The sequence below is a fragment of the Rhizobium etli CFN 42 genome (assembly GCF_000092045.1).
GTDB classification, from domain to species: domain Bacteria; phylum Pseudomonadota; class Alphaproteobacteria; order Rhizobiales; family Rhizobiaceae; genus Rhizobium; species Rhizobium etli.
Genome location: NC_004041.2, coordinates 241,287 through 263,569 on the forward strand (window position 1 = coordinate 241,287; position 22,283 = coordinate 263,569).

Consider the following 22,283-nt stretch of genomic DNA (forward strand, 5'->3'; position numbering starts at 1 on the left):
ATGACTGAGGAAAACTTCGACGCCATAGTTATCGGGGCCGGCATGGCCGGAAACGCAGCTGCTTACACGATGTCGAACCGCGGCATGAAGGTGCTGCAGTTGGAGCGTGGCGAGTATCCGGGCTCCAAGAATGTGCAGGGCGCCATCATGTACGCGGACATGCTGGAGAAAATCCTGCCGGATTTCCGGGATGATGCGCCTCTGGAGCGGCACTTAGTCGAGCAGCGCTTCTGGATGATGGACGACTCGTCCCACATCGGTATGCAATACCGGTCGGACGACTTCAACGAGTCGAGACACAATCGCTACACGGTCATTCGCGCCCAATTCGACAAATGGTTTTCACGCAAGGTGCGCGAGGCCGGAGCGACGCTTCTATGCGAGACGACCGTGACGGAACTCGTTCGTGATCCAAAGGGCAAGGTGATTGGCGTTCGCACCGACCGCGCCGGCGACGTGATTCTTGCTGACGTGGTCGTTCTCGCAGAGGGCGTCAATGGGCTGCTCGGCACGCGTGCTGGATTGCGTGACACGCCAAAACCGGAAACTGTCGCGCTCGCCGTCAAGGAAATGCATTTCCTGGCCGAAGAGGTAATTGACCAGCGGTTCGGCCTCCAGGCCAATGAAGGCTGCGTCATCGAGGCAGTTGGCACGATCTCTCGCAACATGGCCGGGCTTGCCTTCCTCTACACCAACAAAGAATCGATCTCGATCGGCATTGGCTGCCTTGTCTCCGAATTCGCGGCAACAATGGAAAGTCCTTATGATCTGCTCGAAAAATTCAAAAGCCATCCGTCGGTAAAGCCGCTGATCGCAGGAGCGGAAGTCAAGGAATATGCGGCGCATCTCATTCCAGAAGGTGGTTACAAGGCAATTCCGCAGCTTTTTGGTGACGGCTGGGTCGTCGTCGGCGACGCGGCACAACTTAATAATGCGGTGCACCGCGAGGGGTCCAACCTCGCCATGACGTCGGGGCGCATCGCCGGCGAAGCAATCGTCCAGATCAAGAATCGCAAAAAGCCGATGGTCAAGGAGAACCTCTCCCTTTACAAGTCGATGCTTGAAAAGTCGTTCGTTATCAAAGACTTGCGGAAATACAAGGACATGCCTGCCCTGCTGCACACCAATTCCCGCAATTTCTTCACGACTTATCCAAGGTTGCTGTCGCAGGCCGCACAGAACTTTGTGCGAGTCGATGGCACCCCGAAGATCGACAAGGAACGGGCGACCACGGGCACCTTCATCAAGGCACGCTCCCGCTGGGGGCTGTTTGGTGACGCGGTTCGCTTGGCGCGCGCGTGGCGATAAAGGAGAGATGAGATGACGGTTGCAGTGACGAACATACGCGTAGAGGACAAGCTTTACCAAAATCGATACGTGGTCGATGCCGGACGCCCGCATATTAGGGTGCGTCCACACGATTGGCCAAGCGTAAATCTGTATGCCCTCACAAGTGTCTGTCCGGCCAAGTGCTACGAATTGAATGACCAGGGCCAAGTGGAGGTTATCGCCGACGGGTGCATGGAGTGCGGCACGTGCCGCGTACTCTGCGAGGCAAGTGGAGATATCGAGTGGAACTATCCGAGAGGCGGTTTCGGCGTTCTCTTCAAGTTCGGATAAAGGTTTGCAACTCCACGATTCAGAACCAACTTGGGTTTGCAGACGGGCGCATCGGAAACTTGCAGAGGTGCGCGTTGCAGATTGGTATTAGAAATTACTCTATATACATGCAAGCAAGGGTGATAAGAAACGTTAGACAACCCAAGGCCATATAATGACCCACATGCCCGCCCGACCGGTCGATGGAGCGGAACCCCTATCTGCGCTACCTGCTGGACCTATGCGCCAAGCGGGCACGCAGCGCAGCGGAATCTACGAGATATCAAAGGTACTGACTGCCCCCGCCCGGCTAGAGATTACGCTTGCCAACGTCGTGAACGTCCTCTCTTCCTTTCTGCAGATTCGATGCGGAGCAATCGTTGTTCTAGACGCTGAAGGTCAGCCCGAGATTGCCGCAACTGGCGACATCCCCCCATCCTCTCAATCAGCCGCTCGAGGCGTTATACCTAAGGCCGTAATCGACCATATCGCGACGACCGGTATGCCCTTAATCGTAAAGGATGTCAGCAAGTCCGAATTATTTCAGGCTGAGCCGCAACCGCCTTGGAGCAGCGGCACCGTCCCAATTTCTTTTATTGGCGTTCCGGTAAAAGCCGATAATAAAATACTTGGCACAATATCGATCGATCGCGTCAGGAACGACGCCGCCCCCTTCCCCGCCGACGAGGACGTTCGCTTTCTGACCATGGTCGCCAATCTGGTCAGTCGGACGATCAGGCTTCATCGTTTCCTGAACCTGGAGGGTCGGCGACCTATCGGCGAACAAGAGAGACCGGAGAAGCCGATCATCGCGCAAAGGGGCGCGCCGGGCCGACATCCACCCGTCAAAATCGACGGGATTATCGGGGATAGCCCGGCTCTCCAGCAGGTGGTTGAAACCGTCTCGGTGGTGGCGAGGACGAATTCCACCGTGCTTCTGCGGGGCGAAAGCGGCACCGGCAAGGAATTTTTTGCACAGGCGATCCATGAACTTTCCCCTCGTAAAAACAAGCCGTTCGTCAAATTGAACTGCGCCGCGCTGCCCGAAGGCGTCCTGGAATCGGAGCTGTTTGGGCATGAAAAAGGGGCTTTCACCGGGGCCATCGCGCAGCGCGCCGGACGCTTCGAACTGGCAAATGGCGGAACGCTTCTGCTTGACGAGATTGGCGAGATTTCGCCCGCCTTTCAAGCCAAACTGCTGCGCGTCCTGCAGGAAGGCGAACTGGAGAGGGTGGGCGGAACCAAGACGCTTGCGGTCGACGTCCGGCTCATATGCGCCACGAATAAGAACCTCGAGATGGCTGTTGCAAACGCCGAATTCAGGGCCGACCTGTATTACCGCATCAGCGTAGTTCCAATTGTCCTGCCGCCGCTTCGAGAGCGACCCGGCGATATTCCACGCCTTGCGAACGCTCTTCTTGACCGATTCAACAAGGAGAACCAACGCGAGCTGACGTTTTCGTCGTCGGCGATCGAGGTGATGTCGCAATGCTATTTCCCAGGTAACGTCCGGGAACTCGAAAACTGCGTGCGAAGGACTGCCACCCTTGCGCGTTCAAGCTCGATCGTTTCGTCTGATTTTGCCTGCAAGAACAGCCAGTGCCTTTCGTCGCTCCTCTGGAAAACCGACGGGTCGCCCGGCGGCATCACCGTCGATGGGCATGCCCGGAGCAATGTGATGCCGACTTCATCGCCGCGCTCGGGCGGGAGCATCGGTGCGTCGGACGAGGTATCTTCCGTCAAGGCTTGTGATCCGCACGGTTCCGGTTGTCCCGCAATGGAGTCGCGCCTCACGCAACGGGACCGGTTGATCGAGGCGATGGAAAAGGCCGGATGGGTTCAGGCCAAAGCGGCTCGTATTCTCGGCCTTACGCCTCGTCAGGTCGGCTATGCTCTACGCCAGCATCGCATCGAGGTGAAAAAGCTTTAAGCGCCTGGGTGATGTTGGACCTTCTCGATCTCCAATGCCTGGTTTGGTGGCTTACGGACAACTCTTTTGTCGACTGTCGGAAGCTTGACAAGTCTGTGTCCGAACACGGTCGGAATCGGGCAATAAATGCAAATTCTTAAAGCAAATCCCGTCCTTGGGATGGCATGGCTTTTGCGTTTTGAAAGGCGACGTCAACTAGCAACGGAGCACTCAATGTCCGCACCGATGATTTCGCTTGAAAGTGCGACCAGCACGACATCCTTGGATCAATTGCTGGCGACCGCGAAACCGAGTGGCTGCACATCCTCGTCATGTGGCGTGTCCACAAAACCGGCCGACGTGGACCAGGCTATCTGGGCGAAGATCAAAAACCACCCCTGCTATTCAGAAGAGGCTCACCATTATTTCGCGCGCATGCATGTCGCGGTCGCACCAGCCTGCAATATCCAGTGCAACTATTGCAATCGTAAATATGACTGCGCCAACGAAAGCCGCCCTGGGGTCGTCTCGGAAAAGTTGACGCCAGACCAGGCGCTGCGCAAGGTCATTGCCGTCGCCAACGAAGTGCCGCAGCTTTCCGTGCTGGGTGTCGCCGGACCGGGCGATGCCTGTTACGACTGGAAGAAGACAAAGGAAACGTTCGAACGAGTTGCGGGGGAGATCCACGACATCAAGCTGTGCATCTCCACCAACGGGCTTGCGCTGCCGGATCACGTCGCCGAACTTGTCGACATGAATGTCGATCACGTGACAATTACGATCAACATGGTTGACCCTGAAATCGGCGCAAAGATCTATCCCTGGATCTTTTACCGCAACCGTCGTTACACCGGCATCGAAGCTGCGAGAATTCTGCACGAGCGGCAAATGGTGGGCCTGGAGATGCTGACCGCGTGCGGCATCATCACCAAAGTCAATTCGGTGATGATTCCTGGTGTCAACGACGAACACCTGGTCGAGGTAAATAAATGGGTCAAGGAGCGGGGGGCGTTCCTGCACAACGTCATGCCGCTTATTTCCGATCCGGCCCATGGCACCTACTACGGCTTGACCGGACAGCGCGGCCCGCGGGCGCTCGAATTGAAGGCGCTCCAGGATCGTCTCGAAGGCGGCGCAAAGCTAATGCGCCATTGCCGGCAGTGTAGGGCCGATGCCGTCGGCCTGCTTGGGGATGATCGGGGCCAGGAGTTCGCACTCGACCAGCTTCCCGGAGAGATCACCTATGACGCCCGTAAGCGCGAGGCCTATCGGGAAGTGATCGCCCGCGAACGCGGCGATCACGCGACCGCCAAGAGCGAGGCAATCGAGACAGTCAAAGCAGCCGGCGATGGGTCCCTCCACGTCGCGGTCGCGACAAAGGGTGGCGGTCGCATCAACGAGCACTTCGGCCATGCGAAGGAGTTCCAAGTATACGAAGCTTCGTCGAGAGGCATCACCTACGTCGGGCATCGCAAGATCGAACAGTATTGCCTCGGAGGCAGGGGCGAGGAAGCCACCCTCGACGGCATCATAACTGCGCTGGTCGGTATTGACGTCGTGCTATGCGCCAAGATCGGGGAGTGCCCTAAGACTAAGCTCATGGAGGCCGGGGTTCGGGCAACGGATGCTTATTGCTATGACTACATCGAGACCGCCATCGGCACCCTCTACGCCGCCAAGTTTGGCGTCGAACCACAAGCGGCGACGGCGTGAGCGCTCTTAATCCGACATCTTCAGGAGTTTAAAAATGGCCTTCAGGATCATAGCGTCCCAATGCACCCAGTGCGGTGCCTGCGAGTTCGAATGCCCCTCCGGTGCGATCAGGTTCAAAGGTGAGATCTACGTTATCGACCCGGAAAAATGCACCGAATGCAAGGGTACCTTCGAAACGCAGCAATGCGCGGAGGTTTGCCCCGTGCCGAAGACCTGCGTCCCCGCCGCACCTGCGATTTGACCTTCAGCATGGTCGGGGCTCCTGCGGAGAAGCCTTCAATGACATCCTGCAAGGAGGAATGCCCATGGGCCTTGGACGTGAACAGGAGGTCGAAATTCACAGGCCTCCACGATTTACACCCGGCGAGCGGGTGCGGGCCAGACTTCACGTAAAGAATGACGGCACCTATGCTGGCAAAAAAATTGGCGAAAATTTGGTGCGGAAGGGCGACGAAGGCTATGTGCGCGACATCGGCACCTTTCTCCAGCAGTTTTACATCTATGCCGTCGAATGGGTCGAACGTGGCACTATCGTCGGCATGCGTGCCCGTGAACTGACGAGTCTAGACAACGCCGCTGCTTGCGGCCCTGCTGAAATCGCGGGGCCCCCAACGAAGGAATAGCGACATGAAGATAATGATTCGCAGAACGAGCGCCGGCTTGTCGGCTTACGTACCAAAGAAAGATCTCGAAGAGCCGATCGTAGATGTCGAGGCTGATGACATGTGGGGCGGCACGATCACTCTCAGGAACGGCTGGAGACTCGTCTTGCCCAAGCTATCGCGGGATACGCCTCTGCCGATCACCGTCCACGCAAGGAAGATTCCTGACGAGGACTGATGCTGCAAACGAGAGGTAAGAGAAACCAGCATGAACAAAATTTTAACCTCGGACCGTCTCCTGATCATTCGCAACGGTGACGCCGAAAAAAGACTTAGGCTGCTCCAGGAAGCGCTCGCTGCGGATCGGATCGTTCCCTATCTCGGTCCAGATCTCCTTCGGCTGCAATCCACGGAACCACCTGTACCGGACACCCCGGAAGCCGTCTCCGCGGCACTCAACGAACGCACACCTGCCCCTTCCAGGATACGCAGCAATATGTGGTCAGTCGCGCAGTTTATTGAACAGCGACGGCATCGCCGGACGCTTCAGGCCTGGATGGCAGAAATATTTGGAGCACCCGTGGCGCCGACCGCCCTCCACGACTGGCTCGCAACGCTGCCGCTCTCCCTTATCGTCGACGGCTGGTACGACGGGACAATGCGTGCGGCTTTCGCGAAGACCGGTCGAACGGATGTCGTCGAGATTCAGGGCGTCACGCGTGCAAACGGCGGCGGCGACATTTGGACAAAAACTTACGATCTGTCCGGGAGAGACGTCGAATGCGTCTCAGCGCCAAAGACGGTCCTCTATGCGCCGTACGGCAGTGTTATACCAGCTTCGAACTTTCTGGTGTCCGATTCCGATTACGTGGAAGTCCTAACCGAAATCGATATCCAGACGCCAATACCTGGAATGGTGAAAGAACGGCGTATAGATCGCGGTTTTCTTTTCATTGGCTGCCGCTTCAACGATCAGATGCTCCGGATCTACGCTCGACAGATCATCAAGCGCTCTCACGGCCCCCACTTTGCAGTACTTGATGCGGAAGGCCTTACCAAAAACGAGCGCCGTTTCCTTGCAGCAAGCGGAATCACGGTGGTCGACCTGCCGATCGGCGAAGCCGCGGCTCTGCTTGTACCATTTGGTAGCAAGGCGGATGGTGACCATGGCCGCACGGCTTCCGCTTCGAATCTCTGTAGCGGCTAGAGTGCCGCAGATTGAAAACGTTCTGTTTCTGCCAAGTTCGAATGCCATACTGCCCACGTTTGCTGGCGTGGGGGATTGCGGGTGGGATCAATGGCGATGAGCGAGCGTGATCTTTAGCGGATCGAGGTTCTGTCGCAGGTGATCGACGGAAGATCGGCGACGACCGCAGATTACTGTTCACTCAATGTCAATCGAAGGACCGATTATGAAGAAACCTAAACCATTCCCAATACAGCGGCAGAGCCGCGGCCGGAATCGCCAGAAATAAGCCTCGCATCGGCCACCGGGTGCTCCACTCGTGCGCCAATAACACGCGTAATCAACGGGATCGAGACGGCACACGCTTTACGGTCTTGCGCTTATTTGTGATCTTTATCCCACAATATGGACTTCGATACTTGGTGTTTCCAAGTGACAAGCAGTGTGGCCAATAATTCTAACCGCCTAGCTCTGCGTCTTCATACTTCCAGAAATGATGTCCCTGGCGGCTGAAAGGAACGCGTCCATTTGGGTTCTGGTGCCGATGCTGACGCGGATAAAATTTTCCAAACCGGCATCGGGAAAGACGGCTACAAGTATGTTCTGCCTATCCAAAGACGCTTGCCACCATTTGCCATCTCGTCCGGGTGGCACCCGAGCTAGCAAAAAGTTTGTGTGGGAGGGAATGACAGAAAAGCCCAATTGAGACAAGGCAGTGGTCGTTCTGTGTCTTTCATGTTTAATATATCTGTGGTTCTCGTCGTAGTCGGCGCGGTGCGAAAGGATACTAATGCCCACCGCATGGCCGATCACGTTCATGTTAAAGACATTTTGCAGGTTGCGTAGCCTCCCAATAAGTTCGGGATGACCAAAGCCGAAACCGACGCGAATTCCCGCGGCTGCAAAGCCTTTCGAAAGTGTTCTCAATACTAGAAGGTTTGGATGACGATCGACTAGGCGCAGGGCATCATCGGGTGCAAAGTCGACATACGCTTCATCCACCACTATCAACTGGTCCGATTGCGCGACGAGGCGGTCGATTTCAGCCACCGGAACGAATGTTCCCGTTGGATTGTTCGGATTGGCCAGCAGTATGAATTTTGCATCTTTTGCTGGACCAAGAAGCAGCTGCTCGATTGGCAGAGAATAAGACTCGCCCCATTCGATTTCGAGAAATCTGGCACCCTGCAACTTGGCCAGTTTGCGGTTAAAGGAAAAACCTGGCGATATCATCGCAACGCTATCTCCCGGGTCGAGGAATGCTCTGTAGATGAGCCCAAGCAGCTCCGACGAGCCGTTCCCGGCGACCACCTGATCCTGGGAGAGGCCATACGCGCTGGCGGCTGCGTCGCGCAAGCTCAGATTGTCATCTTCGGGATACAGATAATGCCGTTCGAGGGCCGCCAGCGCACTTTGCAACACCATCATCGGCAACGGAAACGGATTCTCATTCGTGTTTAGTTTAACGCAGTTCGCATCTCGCCCCGGTTGATTGGAGGGTAGCGCATTTAGCTGTCTCGCCATCGGCGAAAGAGCCGAAAGCACGGCTTGCAGCTTTGCATCAGCCATATCTTTTCTCCGTTTCAGTAAGCCGAGTCGTGAGCGCGTGATCGGCCGTCTCCTGTTGAAGCCACATCGGACGTTGGCGCGGGCCGCCTGCGGGCTGCTACGGTCGCCGCGTAGTTAATAGGCCAAGGACCGCCGCGGCCGCTTCAAGCCGCCAATGGTCAAGCCTCCCCGCTCTCACACTCATGCGTCACTTGCTCCATTCGCCTTTCGAGGAACTGTTCGATCTCAAACGCCAACGCCGCAGGGTCGTGGCCAACCGTTTCGAGATGTAATTCAGCGCCCTCAGGGATTTCGTACGGCGAGGAAACGCCGGTGAAATTGGCGATCTTGCCGGCGAGCGCCTTCCGATAAAGCCCCTTCGGATCGCGTCGCGCGCATTCCTCAAGCGGCGTGTCGACGAGGATTTCAATAAGCTCCCCTCCTCCATCAGCTCGGCGACCTCGGCAACGCGGCGGATGTTCTCGACGCGATCGGGTTGATTGAAGCCAGGTCGCGATTGAGCCCGTGGCGCACGTTGTCGCCGTCGAGGATGTAGGTGTGCTTCCCGTGGGCATGCAGCAGCCGGTCGAGCGCATTGGCGATTGTCGACTTGCCGGAGCCGGAAAGTCCAGTGAACAAAAGGACGGCTGGCTGCTGACTCTTCATCGCCGCGCGCGCCCTTGTCAGCGTCGGTCGCCTGCCAATGCAGGTTGTCGGCGCGCCTTGCCCAGCTTTGGCTGCCACTGAAATTGAAGACCCCGGTCGGCCCTTGGGCTTTGCGAAAGAGCTCGGGAGGATCGACGTGGTCGATGAGTTCCAGCTCGTTTTCCCAGCACAGCTTCCACCGCACCTCAGAACATGCAAAGACCTCCTTTGGTATTTCCTGCTGCTGTTTTTGAAGCCCGCACTGTGCGATCGAAGCAGTGGCCGCCCCGATGCATGTCGGCGCCGTTGCTCGGGTTCGCGCTATAGCCAGTCCGGATCGTCAAATGTTTCGCCGTCACTCGCGTCTGAGATCATTCCTAATGCATCATCACGGGAGATTGGTAAAATGGATTGTATGAATGGAATTATCGATGCTTTGTATGTCGAATATACGGGTTTCTTAGACTTTGACGTGACCTCCCTGGCACTCGCGGCGTAAAGACGACCGCGCGTCCCCTCCAGCGGCCGAAAGCAGGGATGCGTTGGACCAGTTGACCCAACTGCGCCCTCCCCGGTTTACCCACCTATGTCCCGGAGTGGCGATGAACGGTCGCCAGCTAGTCCTTCGCGGTTTCTGATGGAACTTCATCAGGGACGCACGTTCTGTTTATTGAAGCTAGCGATCTACGTCCTATTCGCGATCGTCTGCAGTGGCGCTGGTAGACGCGACTTTCATGGCACGATCGCCGCTATCGCTACCGGTCTCGTCTATGCGGCTTAGTAAGCTGAAAATATCTTGCAAGATCTCTTCATCGAAAGTCCGCAACTTCACGATAGTAGCCAGCAGCAGAACCGCTTTGGTTTCAGTTTCGCCCCAAAGATAAGGTGCCGCCGGGGCGATAATCTCTTCCGGAGTGGCATCCAAAACCTCACACAGATGAATCAGTCGGCTCACGGTCAAGCGGGATACTCCATTTTCGTACCGGCCGTAGACCTGCTTAGTGATGCCAAGCAAGGGCGCCAGTTTCGAGCGCGGGAGTTTTCGCTTATCGCGGGCTTCGCGAAGGCTGATGCTGATCAAGTTTTCGAGTTCGGCGCTAAGTGCAATCCGTCCGTCAAAAGGTTTTCGATAGACCGGCTTGTCTATGCCTGGATCATCGACTTGTTGCAAACCGAGTTCATTAATCCATTGCTTCAATGGTGGTCCTGACATTGCTCCGACTGAGGTAAATGCGCCAAAGCTCTTTATACGGAAAGTGATGTGCTTGGAACCACCAATGTTTCGTTTCGATCTAATTTGGCGCATTTTGGGCCACGCGGACCTCACCCGATAGCTATCGTTCACCAAAATATATAAGTGATCGCAAGTACATAGACATAGATCATACCGAAATCGCTTCACGCAAGGATTATCCACTTGCGCCAAATTGGCTATGACCCTCAGTGATTTTGGTGATAACGGTCGCTTCATTTCCTCGTCTAGCTCCCGGGACGTCGTGTGCGGGCATGGTGGCCTTTTGTCCTGCACGTGGAGCTCTCGGTTCACGGCAGACCAATCACGGCTCCGCGCGCTGGCTGCTCTGGTGTTTGGTTCCGGCATTTGATGGTGCAATATTTTCCTTGGCATGGAGGGAAGCACTATGGGCCAGGTTCTACACGGGAGCGCCACGACGACAGAGGCAATCCGTCGAGCAATAGTGAAGAGAGCCTGAAAACGCTTTCGAAGCGATACGGGATCAACCAGAAAACCGTGGCGAAATGGAAGAAGCGGACATCGTTGGTCGACCTTCCTACAGGCCCAAAGGACCCGCACTCGACGACCCTTTCCCTCGAAGAAGAGGCCGCTATCGTCGCCTTCCGCCGGCACACGTTGCTGCCGCTCGATGATTGCCTCTACGCTCTTCAGCCGACCATTTCACATCTGACGCGTTCGTCGTTGCACAGGTGTTTGCAGCGCCACGGCATTTCACGTCTGCCGGAGGTCAGAGGCGACAAGGAGCCGAAGAAGAAGTTCAAAAGCTATCCGATCGCTTACTTCCACATCGATATTGACGAGGTGCAGACGGCTGAGGGCAAGCTCTATCTCTTTGTCGCAATTGACCGAACATCCAAGTTCGCGTTCGCGGAACTCTACACCAAAGCCGGCAAGATGAATGCCGCTCAGTTCTTGCGCAATCTGATCGCGGCAGTGCCCTACACCATTCACACCGTTTTGACCGACAATGGCATTCAGTTCACCAACCGAGCTTGTGATCGAAATGCCTTCCAGCACATCTTCGATTGGGTCTGCGACGATCACAGCATCGAGCATCGCCTGACCAAGGTGAAGCATCCCTGGACCAACGGACAGGTCGAACGGATGAACCGAACGATCAAGGAGGCGACCGTCAAGCGCTTCCACTACGACGATCATGCGCAGTTGAAAAAACATCTGGCCGACTTTATCGACGCCTACAATTTCGGGCGCCGGCTCAAGACGTTAAAGGGCCTTACGCCTTACGAGTTCATCAGTAGACGATGGACTTTGGAGCCGGATCGATTCATCATCGACCCCATCCATCAAATGCCGGGACTAAACACCTAGGCGATGCCCTTACCTCTGAACGGCGACAGCCATGAACAGCGTTTCCAGTCTCAGCGACTCGACCCCGTTTTCGCGGAACCTGATCGTGATGTCAAAAGGCTGTTTCCGAGCCGAATGGCAAAAAGGATCGGCGCGATGGAACGGAGGCGCGGAGAGGACGGGCTTAGATTCAGCAATCGAAATCAAAGCATGCGCGCCGGCAGCTCGAATACCCACATGGCATTGAGCGGGAAAACCCAACGAGGGAGTTTAACACAGACCCTACTGTCGAAGCAAAGCGCATGCAAATAGACTTGGCGTCGCTCGCCGACGAATCGCTCGAGCATCGAGCGAGATCAACGCCAACCAAAGATCGAAAAATTGCGCAATCGGCGCGTATTGTTGATCAGACGGAAATTCGAGTGAAAAACTAAGTTGTGAGATTGCGGGTGTCTGCACACCGACGACAGCGCGTCGGCTGCGACAGCTATCACCAATACTGCTAACTACTGGTCGGGGCGTCATAGACAAACCCAGCTCACTTCACGGGCTCCGCTACATCACTGATACCTCTGTCGCTCTCGTCGTCATCGGGGATCATTCGCTGCAGGAGCCGAATAAGATCGCGCGTCGTGCCGTTCGGAAGTCTCCTAAGAATCCTCGCCAGTGTGAGACAATCCTCGGCCTCCTCCGATGTGCGGCCCCAAAGATGTGGCGCAGCTTCAAAGATCATATCGATAGGCATGAAGCCAAGAATCTCACACAGATGGATCATCCGAGTAACAGTCATTTTGGAAAATGCCCGCTCGTAGCGTCCGTATACAGGGATGGACAGACCAAGCATTGGAGCAACGTCTGCGCGAGACAGGCCCTGCGCTTCGCGTGTCTTTTTCAGGAACGCGCTGATCAATTCCTCCATGTGACCCAACGATGTAATTTCGCCGCCGAAACCTGGCTTTCGATAGATCGCCTTGTCAACCTCCGGATCGGCGGTGCTGACGAGGCCTCTCGAACTTCTGTAGCTTGCTAGATCTTCCGTCACCGCACGTCCCTGTTTTCCTGCCACTCGTTGTAGGCTTGAGCCAACCTGAACCGATTTGAACCACTTGTCATCGCCACACTACAACCGTTTTAAATACCCATTTTGGGCATTTTTTGCGTTATAGCAAATATTTGAGAGTTTAGCCAAATTGCTTCATGAATGCATTCAAAACAGTCTCGCTAGACCGGTGGCCCAGTTCCATGAAAGATGAGTCGGCTATGGCCGCACCCGCCACTGAAACATCTAGGTTGCGTCGAGTTTGAGCGAAAATTCACATTCAATGCTCAACATCTTCTAAGCGGTCTTCGTTGAGGACGATAAGACATAATCCTCGAAAACCGATCCATTTCCCCGTCCCACGATATCCCATTTGGCTAGCTGGGAAAGCTCCGCCGTGCTGGAAATCACTCAGCCAAGAACCCATATCGGTTACCGCTCCCGCTAGCGTGTAGGTTCGATGCTCTCTGAAAATTCCGGCATCATGGAGCAAGTGCCACAAACGTGAACTTTGCTAAACGAAGCCGCCACCTTATCGCATCCACACAAAGGGCTTGAAATAGTCGACCGTGAGGGTTATATCTTTGTGAGCAGCAGACAACGAGGCTTCCGAAAGGTCGCTGTTGCAGGTGCACCCTTAGAGGTCGGTACACCACGGTAGGGCACACGCGTTCGGCGGAAACGCCATGGGAAGGCTCCTTGAGGGGGCCTTTTTTGTTTCTAGGGCACCCTTATTTGCTGGAAATGAGCCTTTTTTACGAGTTGGCAGACGTTACACCTTCGCTTGATGCGGCTGAAATTAATTTCTTTCTGATCAGCGCTTTTTACCACCAGTTCTACGTTGTGTTCGTCGGATCTGCTCGGGAAAAGGTAATAAACAACAAGATCATTAAGGCCAGAGGTCAGGACAGGGCCTGAAACGGCAATGTTACCTGCCCAGTAAGGCATACAGAGGTAGGCACAAGATGCTCGAACGTGAATCTACCTTGCGGATGTTCGATTGTTGGGAACGAGTCGTTAATAGTCGTCATGAGGCGCGGTCACCCGAAGACAGCTCTCACGATCTGGACCCATTCACTGAACTGGATTATAGATTGCGCTGGGTAGTCTGGCTCTGAGACATTGAATTTTCTCCCGATATAAGGGCACGGGTTTGACAACCTTACGAAAGTGCTAACCCCTGAACGTGGTTTCGTTCTCCTGGTAAGGGTCCTTTCATGTTCAAATCGATACGAATAGAGCACTGACCTTTCGCTTCCGTCCTTACGACGGAGTTGTCTGCTTATGTCTCGCGTATGGACCGGAAGCCTGAACATGCTGCAGGAGCGAATTCCATCCTGAGACCGAATTCCTACGACGCTTTCTCCGCAGGAGACCGGAGGTTCGAAATACGACCAGTGCGCCTGGCCTGACCCGAGAGAGGCTTCGGGCAGCCGAGGACGACACCTACGGCCTGTTCGTCGACTTCCGTTGGCCCAAGAACGTCGGGAAGCCATATTGCCCTCGCTGTGGCTGCCTGGCGCCGTACGGCGTCGTCGTTCTGATGCTCGGAGCCGGAATGCCGCGCCGAATTTTCGGTTTTCGCCGACCGCAAGCTTTCATTCAAGAAGATCATCATGGCAATCTGGGAGGAATCACGGCCGCCAAGGGCATGGCGGCGCTCCATCTGAGCCGCAAGGTCAACGTCCAGTACAAGAGTATCCATCCGGCGAAGGCCGCGGCACTTATGATTTCGGCTCGTCTGCCATGATGCGTTCGAATCTTGTCGCGATCGCATTGCTCGTCGACAAGGAACTGCCGAACACCTCCTTCCCAGGTGCGGATATCGGCGAGGAACTCCTTCAAGCTTTCGATGCCCCGGTCGGTGAAGGTCGTGATGCCCTCTTCGCTGCCGTCATGGGCATGGATCATCTCACCATAGTCGATGTTGTCGGAGTTGCTGGCGACCTCCTGGATGAGTTCGAGGTTCTCGCCAATCAGCGTGGCGACGTAGTTGATCGTGTAGACATGCGTCGGGCGCGCCATCAGGCCGCCATCTGCCGGGCGCTTCCGGCGGGCCAGTTCCACGGCAGCAGTTCCGGCAGCCGTGATACGGGAATGCCAGGCATGCGGGCGAGCACGTCCGCCAACCAGGCCTGCGGATCGATATCGTTCGTCTTTGCCGTGACGATTAGGGAATACATGAAGGCAGCACGCTCGCCTCCGCGCTGGGAACCGGCGAATAGCCATGCCTTTCTTCCGAGAGCAATGCCCCGTTCATTCTGCCCATGTCGGCGATGAAGTCGAGGTTCACTATCGCTGGCATCCATATTTTGGCCAGAAGGTTTCCATTCGTCGCGTCGAAGAACGAGCGACAGGCCGGTTTTTGAAGGTTCTGGGGCCGACAGGTGTCGTCATCGCGATCTCAGGGTGGATGATCGATCCCGTGGTCTGCCGCGGCATGACCATGGGAACGCCACGCGTCGATCTTGCGACGCTAATCGAATTGAACAGGCTGGTCTCTGGCGGCAGCAAAGCGGCACCCTTCCGAAGTGGACGTAGAATCACTCAGGAGGACCATGATGAGATCCCGCAATACGCTGGTGCCGGCGTCGGGCCGGCAGCTCGACCTGATATTCGAGGAGCTCAACGATGACCATCACTGATTTGATTCCGACAGCGCTGCTCGCGCGCAAGGCCGTCGTTTATGTGCGGCAATCCACTCAGTCGCAGGTTATAACCAATCTGGAAAGCCAGCGACGGCAGTATGATCTTGTTGACATTGCGCGACACCACGGCTTCAGCCACGTCGAGGTGATCGACGACGACCTCGGGCGCTCTGCCAGCGGAACCGTCGCCCGTCCGGGCTTCGATCGTCTCGTCGCCCTACTGTGCGCCGGCAAAGTTGGTGCCGTTTTCTGCTTCGATGCTTCACGGCTTGCGCGCAACGGTCGGGACTGGCATCACCTGCTCGAACTGTGCGGCCTGGTCGAAGCCCGCGTCATTGACCATGACGGCGTCTACAATCCATGTCGACCCAACGATCGGCTGCTGCTGGGAATGAAGGGCAGTATCAGCGAGTTCGAACTGGGCGTGCTGAGAGCCCGGATGCTCGATGCCGCCAGGTCGAAGGCGCGCCGTGGCGAACTGCGACTTTCTGTTCCGTTCGGCTACATTTGGCATCGGGAGGCCGGGCTTGGGCTCGATCCTGATCTGCGTCTGCAAGAGGTAATTCGATCCATCTTCGCCCGCTTCCACGACCTTGGAAGCGCGCGTCAGGTGCTGCTGTCGATGACGAAAGATCACATTCACTTCCCTCGGCCGTCGGATGAAGGGCGCATGACCAACTTCGTATGGATGCCAGTACGTTATCGCAATGTGATCGGCATCCTCAAAAACCCCTTCTACGCCGGCGTTTACGTCTATGGGAAGAGCGAGAAGCGGACTGCCATCGTCGATGGATGGGCTCGGCGCAGTTACGGGCACGGCAAGCCCGTCGGTACCTGGGAGGTGATGATCCGGGACCATCACGAAGGTTACATTAGTTGGGGCGAATACGAGCGTAACCAACAGCAACTGGCCCTCAATAATTATGGCCGATCGGGTGGGACTAAATCGGGCCGCGGCGGCAAAGCATTATTATCAGGTCTCCTGACCTGCGGACGGTCTGGACGGCGACTGAGTGTTGCCTATACGGGAAATCCACAAAATCCTGTCTATCGCTGCTATAAACAGAACCTGATGATGGGCTTGCCCCGTTGCATGACGTTCGGCGGCTCGAAGGTCGATGCGGCGGTTGCGCGCGAGTTGTTGCGCGCGGTAGAACCATTAGCGATCGAGGCGACTTTTAAAGCAGAGCGGATGCACCGGGAGCGACAGGAAGACCAGCGCCACATTCACGATCTGGAGCTACAACAGGCCCGCTACGAGGCTAGCCTCGCCGAGCGCCGCTATGCGGCATGCGATCCCGACAACCGCCTGATAGCTGCACAGCTTGAGAAGAATTGGGAAACGGCGCTACGCCGCGTCCGTGATCTGGAAGTGCGCAGGCCTACCGAAAGTCCTTCAACCATCGAAGTTGACCCAGGCACTTTCGCAAACCTCGCCGACAATCTGCAGGCGGCCTGGGAGTCGCCGGATGTCACCATGCGCGTGCGCCAGCAACTGCTACGTACATTGATCGCCGACATTGTTGTCGATGTCGATGATGAGGTGCGCGACGTGGTGCTGACCATCCATTGGAAAGGCGGTCAGCATTCGGAGCTCAAGGTTCGCAAGCCCCAGACGGTTGAACACGGGTGCGCCACAACGGAAGATGCTTTGGCAGTGATGCGGAGCATGGCAGGACGCTGGTCCGATGAACATATCGCCGCGTCGCTCAATCGAATGGGAATGCCCACGGGGCAAGGAAAAACCTGGACTGCACACCGGGTCGCTTCAGTAAGGCGGGTCCGGGCCATTCACGCGTACAAATCAGCCGATAAAGAGGGCGAATGGCTGACCATGACAGAGGCGGCGGCGGTTTTGGGCGTGACCAACCACCGAATACGCCACCTGATCAAGACGAACGTGTTGTCTGCCGAGCAGGTGGTTCCCGGCGCGCCGTATCAAATCCGGGCCAGCAATCTGACTTCGGCAACCGTCCAAGCCGCGATAGCCCGAAAGGGCCGCCCGTGTCGCATTGCTGACACCGAGACGCTTCCAATGTTTACAGATACTTAAAGAGGGAGTGCACAATGACTCAGGTCCGGCAACGCCGCGCAGGGCTCGTTCGGCGGCATTGTTCGTCAGACACAGTCTGCCGTCGTCGAGGAACCGGGCGAAGGCTTCCCAGCGACCCTCCTTCTCGAACATGTAGTTGATCGCCTTGGCGACGGGGTTGTGCTTCGACATTTGCCCGCGCTGGGCCATGAGCCAATCGTGCAGTTCTTCGACGAGCGGGCGAGCATGTTGCAGCCTCGCTGCGAGCCTATCCTCGGCAGGCATTCCGTTTATGCCGCGCTTGATGTCGAAGAGCGCGTCGATGCGGGCAACGGCCTCAAGCGCGACGGGCGATATCTCGTGGGCAGGTTTGCCCTTGCGCACGTTGCCGGCGATGTCAGCGAGTTCGAAGAATTTGCGCCGCGCGTGGCTCCAGCAAAGTGCGCTGATCACCAGCGCGGGGCGGCGGTCGGCACGATAGAGGTCGTTGTAGCCGCCATAGGCATCGGCTTGCAGGGTGCCGTGCCATCCGGCGAGATGCGTGTTGGGGTGGGTCTTCTCGCGATCGGGAGAGAAGTGGAAGAGTGCGGCGGGAGGCGCGCCGCCCGCGAAAGGGCGGTCATCGCGGACGTAAGTCCAGAGCCTCGCCTGCTTTGTTGCTCCCCTGGCCAGAAGCGGCACGGTGGTGTCGTCACCATGCAGCCGCTCGGCGGCCAGAACATGGGCACGGATCAGGTCATGGATCGGCTGCAGGGCCGTCGTGCAGGCTCCGACCTGATCGGCCAGTGTGGAGAGACTGAGAGCGACGCCTTCCCTGGCGTAGCGCTCAGCCTGGCGGTTCAATGGCTGATGTTGGCCGAACTTCTCGAACAGGATCGTCGCCAGCAGGTGCGGTCCTGCCCATCCCCGCATGTCGCATGGAAAGGGGCCGGTGGCTGGCTGATCTTCTCGCAGTCCCGGCAGGTGAACTTCTCGCGCACCGTCTGGATCACCTTCCACTGGCGCGGAATGATCTCCAGCGTCTCGGTGATGTCTTCGCCCATCTTCACGATGCGGTGCGAGCCGCAGCAGGTGCAGGTCGACGGGGCATCGATGACCAGGCGCTCGCGCGGCAGGTGCTCGGGAAACGGCTTGCGGGCCGGCCGGCGGCGTTCGAAAGCGGAGACATTTGTGATTCTCGTCGCCACGCGTTCCGCAGCGATCTCGTCTTCGGTGGCGTCGGCTTCAAGTTCTTCGAGCTGCAATTCCATTTGCTCGATCAGCCGGGCGCGGCGCTCCGAGCTCTGGCCGTACTGCTCGCGACGTATCTTGGCGATCTCGAGCTTGAGATGCCGGATCATCGCCTCAGACGTCGTCACGACCGCGCGCACCTGTGCGAGGTCGGCCTCGGCAGAGGCGGCACGCGCTTCCGATGCCGCAAGCGCGGCGCGCAGTCTGGCTATCTCCGAAGCAGCATCATCCATGGCCGAAAGCTACCATGCCGCATGCCGAAAGCCCAACAAAAACAGAGGAATGCAGGCGGTCAGCCTGCCTTCGAAGGCCGCTGCGTCCAGCGCGGGTTGCGCCAGTCGATCCCTTCCAGGAGATAGCCGAGCTGCGCCGACGATACAGGCACGGCGGAGCCATTCTGGCTGACCGGCCAGATGAACTTTCCAGCTTCCAGCCGCTTCAGGTAAAGCGACATGCCGACGCCGTCATGCCAGAGGACCTTGATCAGGTCACCCTTGCGACCCCGGAAGCAGAAGACTTCGCCGCCATGAGGATCGCGGCCAAGACCTTGCTGAACCTTCAGCGCCAGGCTGTTCATGCCGCAACGCATGTCCGTCACCCCGCCCGCGATCCACACCTTTACCCCCGCGGGAAACGCGATCATGACCCATCCACGACGGGCAACAGGCGGGCAAGAATGGTCGGATCAAGCGAGGCTGGGATCGTCAGCCGTCGGCCATTCGGCAGGCCGATCTCGATCGTCATGTCGTCTTCAAATCGCGGCCGTGAGGCTACCTCGCAAGATGCCGCCGCCGGTGGCGAAATCGTAAGTGGCACGAAGCCCGTTGTAGCGGAACTGCTCAGAAGACCACTACGGTATTCCCGACGCCAACGGGTCAACAATGACCGTGACAATCCATATCGCCGCGCCGTCACCGAGCCTTTCCGAAAGCCTTGTAGACTTTCCTCGACGATCCGAACCTTCTCTTCGTCCGACCAATCCCGTCGGCGACCAAGATCGTCGACGGACAAGACCTCAATGGGGGAAATGATTGTAGCGCATGACATAAGGCATGGACTTAAAGCCAATCAGCAAGTCAGGACAGACGGCCTTCGCCGGATGGGTACGTACAAGACCGCCTACTTCCTGCTGCAGAAGCTCCGGGAGGCAGCCGACCTTCGCCGTGATGCGATCAAGCTGCACGGTACGGTGCAGATCGACGGCAAGTATGTGGGCGGCGTCCTCCGCAAGGTGACAAGAAGGAAGAGCGCAAGGACGGGCGCAAGAAGGAAAATCAGAACGGCAAGCGTATGTGAGTTCTGGCGCTGAGGGAGGCCAACCGCCATGCACCGAACAGAACGGTGACGCGGGTGATCCTGGACGAGAACGGCAAGGATGCATGGGCGGCCGTCGCCAAGCATGTGGAGCCGAAGGCGCTCCTGATCGCTGACGAACACAAGGCGCAACCAGGGCTTTGAAAGAAAGCGCTGTATAGATCCACCTGCTCCGCCCTTTTAGTCCGCTAGCAAAAGGCGGTAGGGGACCGACTTTTCGAAGCGGTTTCCTGCCGGCCGACAAGGGCTACGGCAGCGCTGAAATCCTCGCCAAGCCGGTCGAGTGTAAGGCTTCGGCAACATCGCGCCGAAGAACAACTGGAAGGCTCAGTCGTCTTCTCACGCTGGGTCTATCGGCAGCGTAACCTCGTGAAACGTCAAAAGCATCGGTTCGATCGTAATTGACGCAAAGCTGACAGTCGTGTGCGATCGCGCACATTGACAGGCTGGCATGATGCAAGCGCCGACGTGCATTGTGACCTCAACCCAGATCACTCCAATGCTGGGTTGGCCTTCGGACGGATCGCTCGCAAGGTTGACGCTGTTCAAATACTAGGCGGAGTGGCACAATCCGCGACTCCCGACACACGGTGAGCACCGGAAGACGCCTTCTGTCGCCATTGAAACATTCACTAACAATGATCTGGTGGCACACCAATTGCTTGTAGGAGCCCAGATCTCTGCCAGCAATGGTTCCGGTCCAAGCTCCAGTGGCTACTATCGACGATGACCAACACCTTTAGATGTAAGGCCCATCTTCGCCCATGTCGTACCGTACGAACGGAGCTCGTCAGCGATCATCACGCGCGGCGGCGTGCAGCCGATCCAAAGAGCTTTGTCACCAGCCACTGCTCAGCGCGGGAGCCTCTTCAGCTTTGGACCAAGACGTTGAGAGCGATGCCATTCTGGCCGACAGCGCCGCCGGAGCCAATGTTCTTCGCGCGCGATCGAAGTAACCGACGTTCAGATGTCAGGTCGCCACGAATGAGACTGCTTCAAGGGATTCCAGTGGGAGATCGCCTTGCCGAGTTAAGGCTCCCACTGGCACACGGTTTCATTGGTCACGCCGGTGCCGCATGTTGGCCGCCGCAATCCGCTAAACTTAACGGTGCCTTAGAACCTGAAGAGACACAGCGAAATCGGCCTTTTGTTTGGCACCGGTTGGACTAGGCCCGTTTTCGTTTTCGTCTCAAAAGTGGAGATGCGATATGATTTCGAATCACCAAGCCGACGTGGTTGGCGATAGCGACAAGCTCATCGAGCAAGCGCTGCGAGCTGCCATGGATACTGCTCTAAGTCCGGCTGCGCCGGCTCACCTGCGTGGAGCGCTGGACGCGGCAGTGTTTCCAGGGGGCTCCCGGATGCGCCCCAAGCTCTGCTTGAAAGTCTCCTATGTGTGCGGCGAAAAAGATCCTGAGCTGGCGACAAGAGCCGCGGCAGCAATTGAATTGCTGCACTGTGCCTCGTTGGTGCATGACGACTTGCCTTGCTTCGATAACGCGGCGCTACGCCGCGGCAGACCAACGGTGCACCGGCTTTTCGGAGAGCCTATCGCCGTTTTGACCGGCGATGCCTTGATTGTGATGGCTTTCAAATACCTCAGCTTGCAGGCTGCGCTAACACCTGAGTTGGGCGCGCGCATGATCGAGGTGGTTGCGGAGGCGGTCGGCCCCAGTCACGGACTGATCGCCGGACAGTCGATGGAGGCAATGACGCACGTCCCAATCGACCGCTATCACCATTACAAGACCGGCTCCCTCTTTGTCGCGGCGGCCACTTGCGGTGCCCTGGCAAGTGGTGCAGATCCGGCCCCATGGTCTAAGGTGGGGGAATTGCTCGGGCACGCGTATCAGATCGCCGACGACATCGCAGATACAGTCGGCCGCGCAGAAGTGCTTGGCAAATTGCCTGCCGTGGACACGCAGCTGAATCGACCCAGTATCGTTCGCGGCCAAGGATTGGACAGCGCAGCCGCCAGATTTTATGCGTATCTCGAACAGATAGGTGACACCATTCCTGCCAGCCCTCAAAAACGGTCCTTCGTTGACTGGCTTAATCATGCACTTTGCAAAGGCGTGGCTGGACCGGGAAAAGCCGGTCTGATTCAACAAACGGCGCTGGATTGCGCGCCTTTGTAAGCCCGAGTTACGGTACGCATAACCTAGCCGGCGGCATCATTACCGCTTCATCGTCAACAGCTGCTTCATGAACATTTCGTTCCCTGCATCGAACCGCTGGGCCAAGGTGGATTAGAG

The 22,283-nt window shown here is 57.1% G+C and carries 17 protein-coding genes and 7 pseudogenes; 14 read left to right on the forward strand and 10 right to left on the reverse strand.

From position 1 onward, the window contains the following. From RHE_RS30510 to RHE_RS30545, 8 genes are all read left to right on the forward strand, one after another. Nucleotides 1–1,308, forward strand: a complete 1,308-nt coding sequence (locus tag RHE_RS30510; protein WP_008536548.1) for an FAD-binding protein — start codon at nt 1–3, stop codon at nt 1,306–1,308. A gap of 12 nt (nt 1,309–1,320) precedes the next feature. Then, nucleotides 1,321–1,620 carry a ferredoxin family protein gene (locus RHE_RS30515; RefSeq protein ID WP_004678523.1) on the forward strand — a complete coding sequence of 100 codons (300 nt, stop codon included), beginning with the start codon at nt 1,321–1,323 and terminating at the stop codon, nt 1,618–1,620. A 220-nt stretch (nt 1,621–1,840) separates the two neighbouring features. After that, on the forward strand, nt 1,841–3,529 hold the full coding sequence (gene nifA, locus RHE_RS30520; protein ID WP_011053431.1) for a nif-specific transcriptional activator NifA: 1,689 nt from the start codon (nt 1,841–1,843) through the stop codon (nt 3,527–3,529). Between the two features lie 213 nt (nt 3,530–3,742). Next, on the forward strand, nt 3,743–5,221 hold the full coding sequence (gene nifB / locus RHE_RS30525) for a nitrogenase cofactor biosynthesis protein NifB (RefSeq protein ID WP_011053432.1): 1,479 nt from the start codon (nt 3,743–3,745) through the stop codon (nt 5,219–5,221). Nucleotides 5,222–5,255: 34 nt separating this feature from the next. Next, on the forward strand, nt 5,256–5,462 hold the full coding sequence (locus tag RHE_RS30530) for a 4Fe-4S binding protein (protein ID WP_008536545.1): 207 nt from the start codon (nt 5,256–5,258) through the stop codon (nt 5,460–5,462). A gap of 64 nt (nt 5,463–5,526) precedes the next feature. Continuing rightward, nucleotides 5,527–5,844 carry a nitrogen fixation protein NifZ gene (locus RHE_RS30535; RefSeq protein WP_008536544.1) on the forward strand — a complete coding sequence of 106 codons (318 nt, stop codon included), beginning with the start codon at nt 5,527–5,529 and terminating at the stop codon, nt 5,842–5,844. Between the two features lie 4 nt (nt 5,845–5,848). Beyond that, nucleotides 5,849–6,061 carry a putative nitrogen fixation protein NifT gene (gene nifT, locus RHE_RS30540; protein ID WP_004678514.1) on the forward strand — a complete coding sequence of 71 codons (213 nt, stop codon included), beginning with the start codon at nt 5,849–5,851 and terminating at the stop codon, nt 6,059–6,061. 30 nt (nt 6,062–6,091) lie between these two features. Further along, on the forward strand, nt 6,092–7,030 hold the full coding sequence (locus RHE_RS30545; RefSeq protein WP_008536543.1) for an SIR2 family NAD-dependent protein deacylase: 939 nt from the start codon (nt 6,092–6,094) through the stop codon (nt 7,028–7,030). A 444-nt stretch (nt 7,031–7,474) separates the two neighbouring features. Here RHE_RS30545 and hisC read toward each other — a convergent pair whose 3' ends face one another. From hisC to RHE_RS32675, 4 genes and pseudogenes are all read right to left on the reverse strand, one after another. Continuing rightward, nucleotides 7,475–8,578 carry a histidinol-phosphate transaminase gene (gene hisC, locus RHE_RS30550; RefSeq protein ID WP_008536542.1) on the reverse strand — a complete coding sequence of 368 codons (1,104 nt, stop codon included), beginning with the start codon at nt 8,576–8,578 and terminating at the stop codon, nt 7,475–7,477. Between the two features lie 158 nt (nt 8,579–8,736). Then, nucleotides 8,737–9,281: pseudogene (locus RHE_RS32670) on the reverse strand (adenylyl-sulfate kinase); the annotation flags it as partial. Between the two features lie 39 nt (nt 9,282–9,320). Further along, a pseudogene (locus RHE_RS34935) lies at nt 9,321–9,407 on the reverse strand (adenylyl-sulfate kinase); the annotation flags it as partial. A 486-nt stretch (nt 9,408–9,893) separates the two neighbouring features. Then, nucleotides 9,894–10,400, reverse strand: a complete 507-nt coding sequence (locus RHE_RS32675; protein WP_004671987.1) for a helix-turn-helix domain-containing protein — start codon at nt 10,398–10,400, stop codon at nt 9,894–9,896. 442 nt (nt 10,401–10,842) lie between these two features. On the opposite strand from RHE_RS32675, the pseudogene RHE_RS30565 reads away from it, so the two are divergent. Further along, a pseudogene (locus RHE_RS30565) lies at nt 10,843–11,786 on the forward strand (IS481 family transposase). A 517-nt stretch (nt 11,787–12,303) separates the two neighbouring features. On the opposite strand, the gene RHE_RS30570 reads toward RHE_RS30565, so the two are convergent. From RHE_RS30570 to RHE_RS32685, 3 genes and pseudogenes are all read right to left on the reverse strand, one after another. Further along, a complete protein-coding gene (locus RHE_RS30570; protein WP_010069248.1) occupies nt 12,304–12,807 on the reverse strand; it encodes a helix-turn-helix transcriptional regulator in 504 nt (167 codons plus the stop codon). Between the two features lie 1,721 nt (nt 12,808–14,528). After that, nucleotides 14,529–14,829, reverse strand: a pseudogene (locus RHE_RS30585) (hypothetical protein). Further along, nucleotides 14,829–15,059 (reverse strand): annotated as a pseudogene (locus tag RHE_RS32685) (transposase domain-containing protein); the annotation flags it as partial. The pseudogenes RHE_RS30585 and RHE_RS32685, both read right to left, overlap by 1 nt. Nucleotides 15,060–15,435: 376 nt before the next feature. On the opposite strand from RHE_RS32685, the pseudogene RHE_RS34780 reads away from it, so the two are divergent. Continuing rightward, nucleotides 15,436–16,581, forward strand: a pseudogene (locus RHE_RS34780) (recombinase family protein); the annotation flags it as partial. Nucleotides 16,582–17,256: 675 nt separating this feature from the next. Here RHE_RS34780 and tnpC read toward each other — a convergent pair. The 3 genes from tnpC to tnpA all read right to left on the reverse strand — a co-directional run bounded on the left by tnpC (nt 17,257) and on the right by tnpA (nt 19,761). Next, nucleotides 17,257–18,947, reverse strand: a protein-coding gene (tnpC, locus tag RHE_RS32700; protein ID WP_244425855.1) for an IS66 family transposase whose coding sequence is annotated in 2 segments (ribosomal slippage) — nt 17,257–18,395 and nt 18,395–18,947 — 1,692 coding nt in all. Because the reading frame shifts where the segments join, the coding sequence is not laid out codon by codon here. Nucleotides 18,948–19,006: 59 nt separating this feature from the next. After that, nucleotides 19,007–19,357: an IS66 family insertion sequence element accessory protein TnpB gene (gene tnpB, locus RHE_RS30610; RefSeq protein ID WP_016737501.1), complete on the reverse strand. Its 351-nt coding sequence runs from the start codon at nt 19,355–19,357 to the stop codon at nt 19,007–19,009. Continuing rightward, nucleotides 19,354–19,761: an IS66-like element accessory protein TnpA gene (gene tnpA, locus RHE_RS35190; RefSeq protein WP_011053439.1), complete on the reverse strand. Its 408-nt coding sequence runs from the start codon at nt 19,759–19,761 to the stop codon at nt 19,354–19,356. Before tnpA ends, tnpB begins: the two co-directional genes overlap by 4 nt. On the opposite strand from tnpA, the gene RHE_RS30620 reads away from it, so the two are divergent. The 4 genes and pseudogenes from RHE_RS30620 to RHE_RS30630 all read left to right on the forward strand — a co-directional run bounded on the left by RHE_RS30620 (nt 19,733) and on the right by RHE_RS30630 (nt 22,166). Further along, a complete protein-coding gene (locus RHE_RS30620) occupies nt 19,733–20,023 on the forward strand; it encodes a hypothetical protein (RefSeq protein WP_008536527.1) in 291 nt (96 codons plus the stop codon). The two genes, tnpA and RHE_RS30620, sit on opposite strands and share 29 nt — an antisense overlap. 32 nt (nt 20,024–20,055) lie before the next feature. Beyond that, on the forward strand, nt 20,056–20,172 hold the full coding sequence (locus RHE_RS34000; RefSeq protein ID WP_008536526.1) for a transposase: 117 nt from the start codon (nt 20,056–20,058) through the stop codon (nt 20,170–20,172). Nucleotides 20,173–20,258: 86 nt separating this feature from the next. After that, a pseudogene (locus tag RHE_RS35195) lies at nt 20,259–20,406 on the forward strand (IS5/IS1182 family transposase); the annotation flags it as partial. 830 nt (nt 20,407–21,236) lie between these two features. After that, the gene (locus RHE_RS30630; RefSeq protein ID WP_008536525.1) at nt 21,237–22,166 is read left to right on the forward strand and encodes a polyprenyl synthetase family protein; all 930 of its coding nucleotides are present in this window, start codon (nt 21,237–21,239) and stop codon (nt 22,164–22,166) included. The last annotated feature ends 117 nt before the right edge of the window (nt 22,167–22,283 follow it).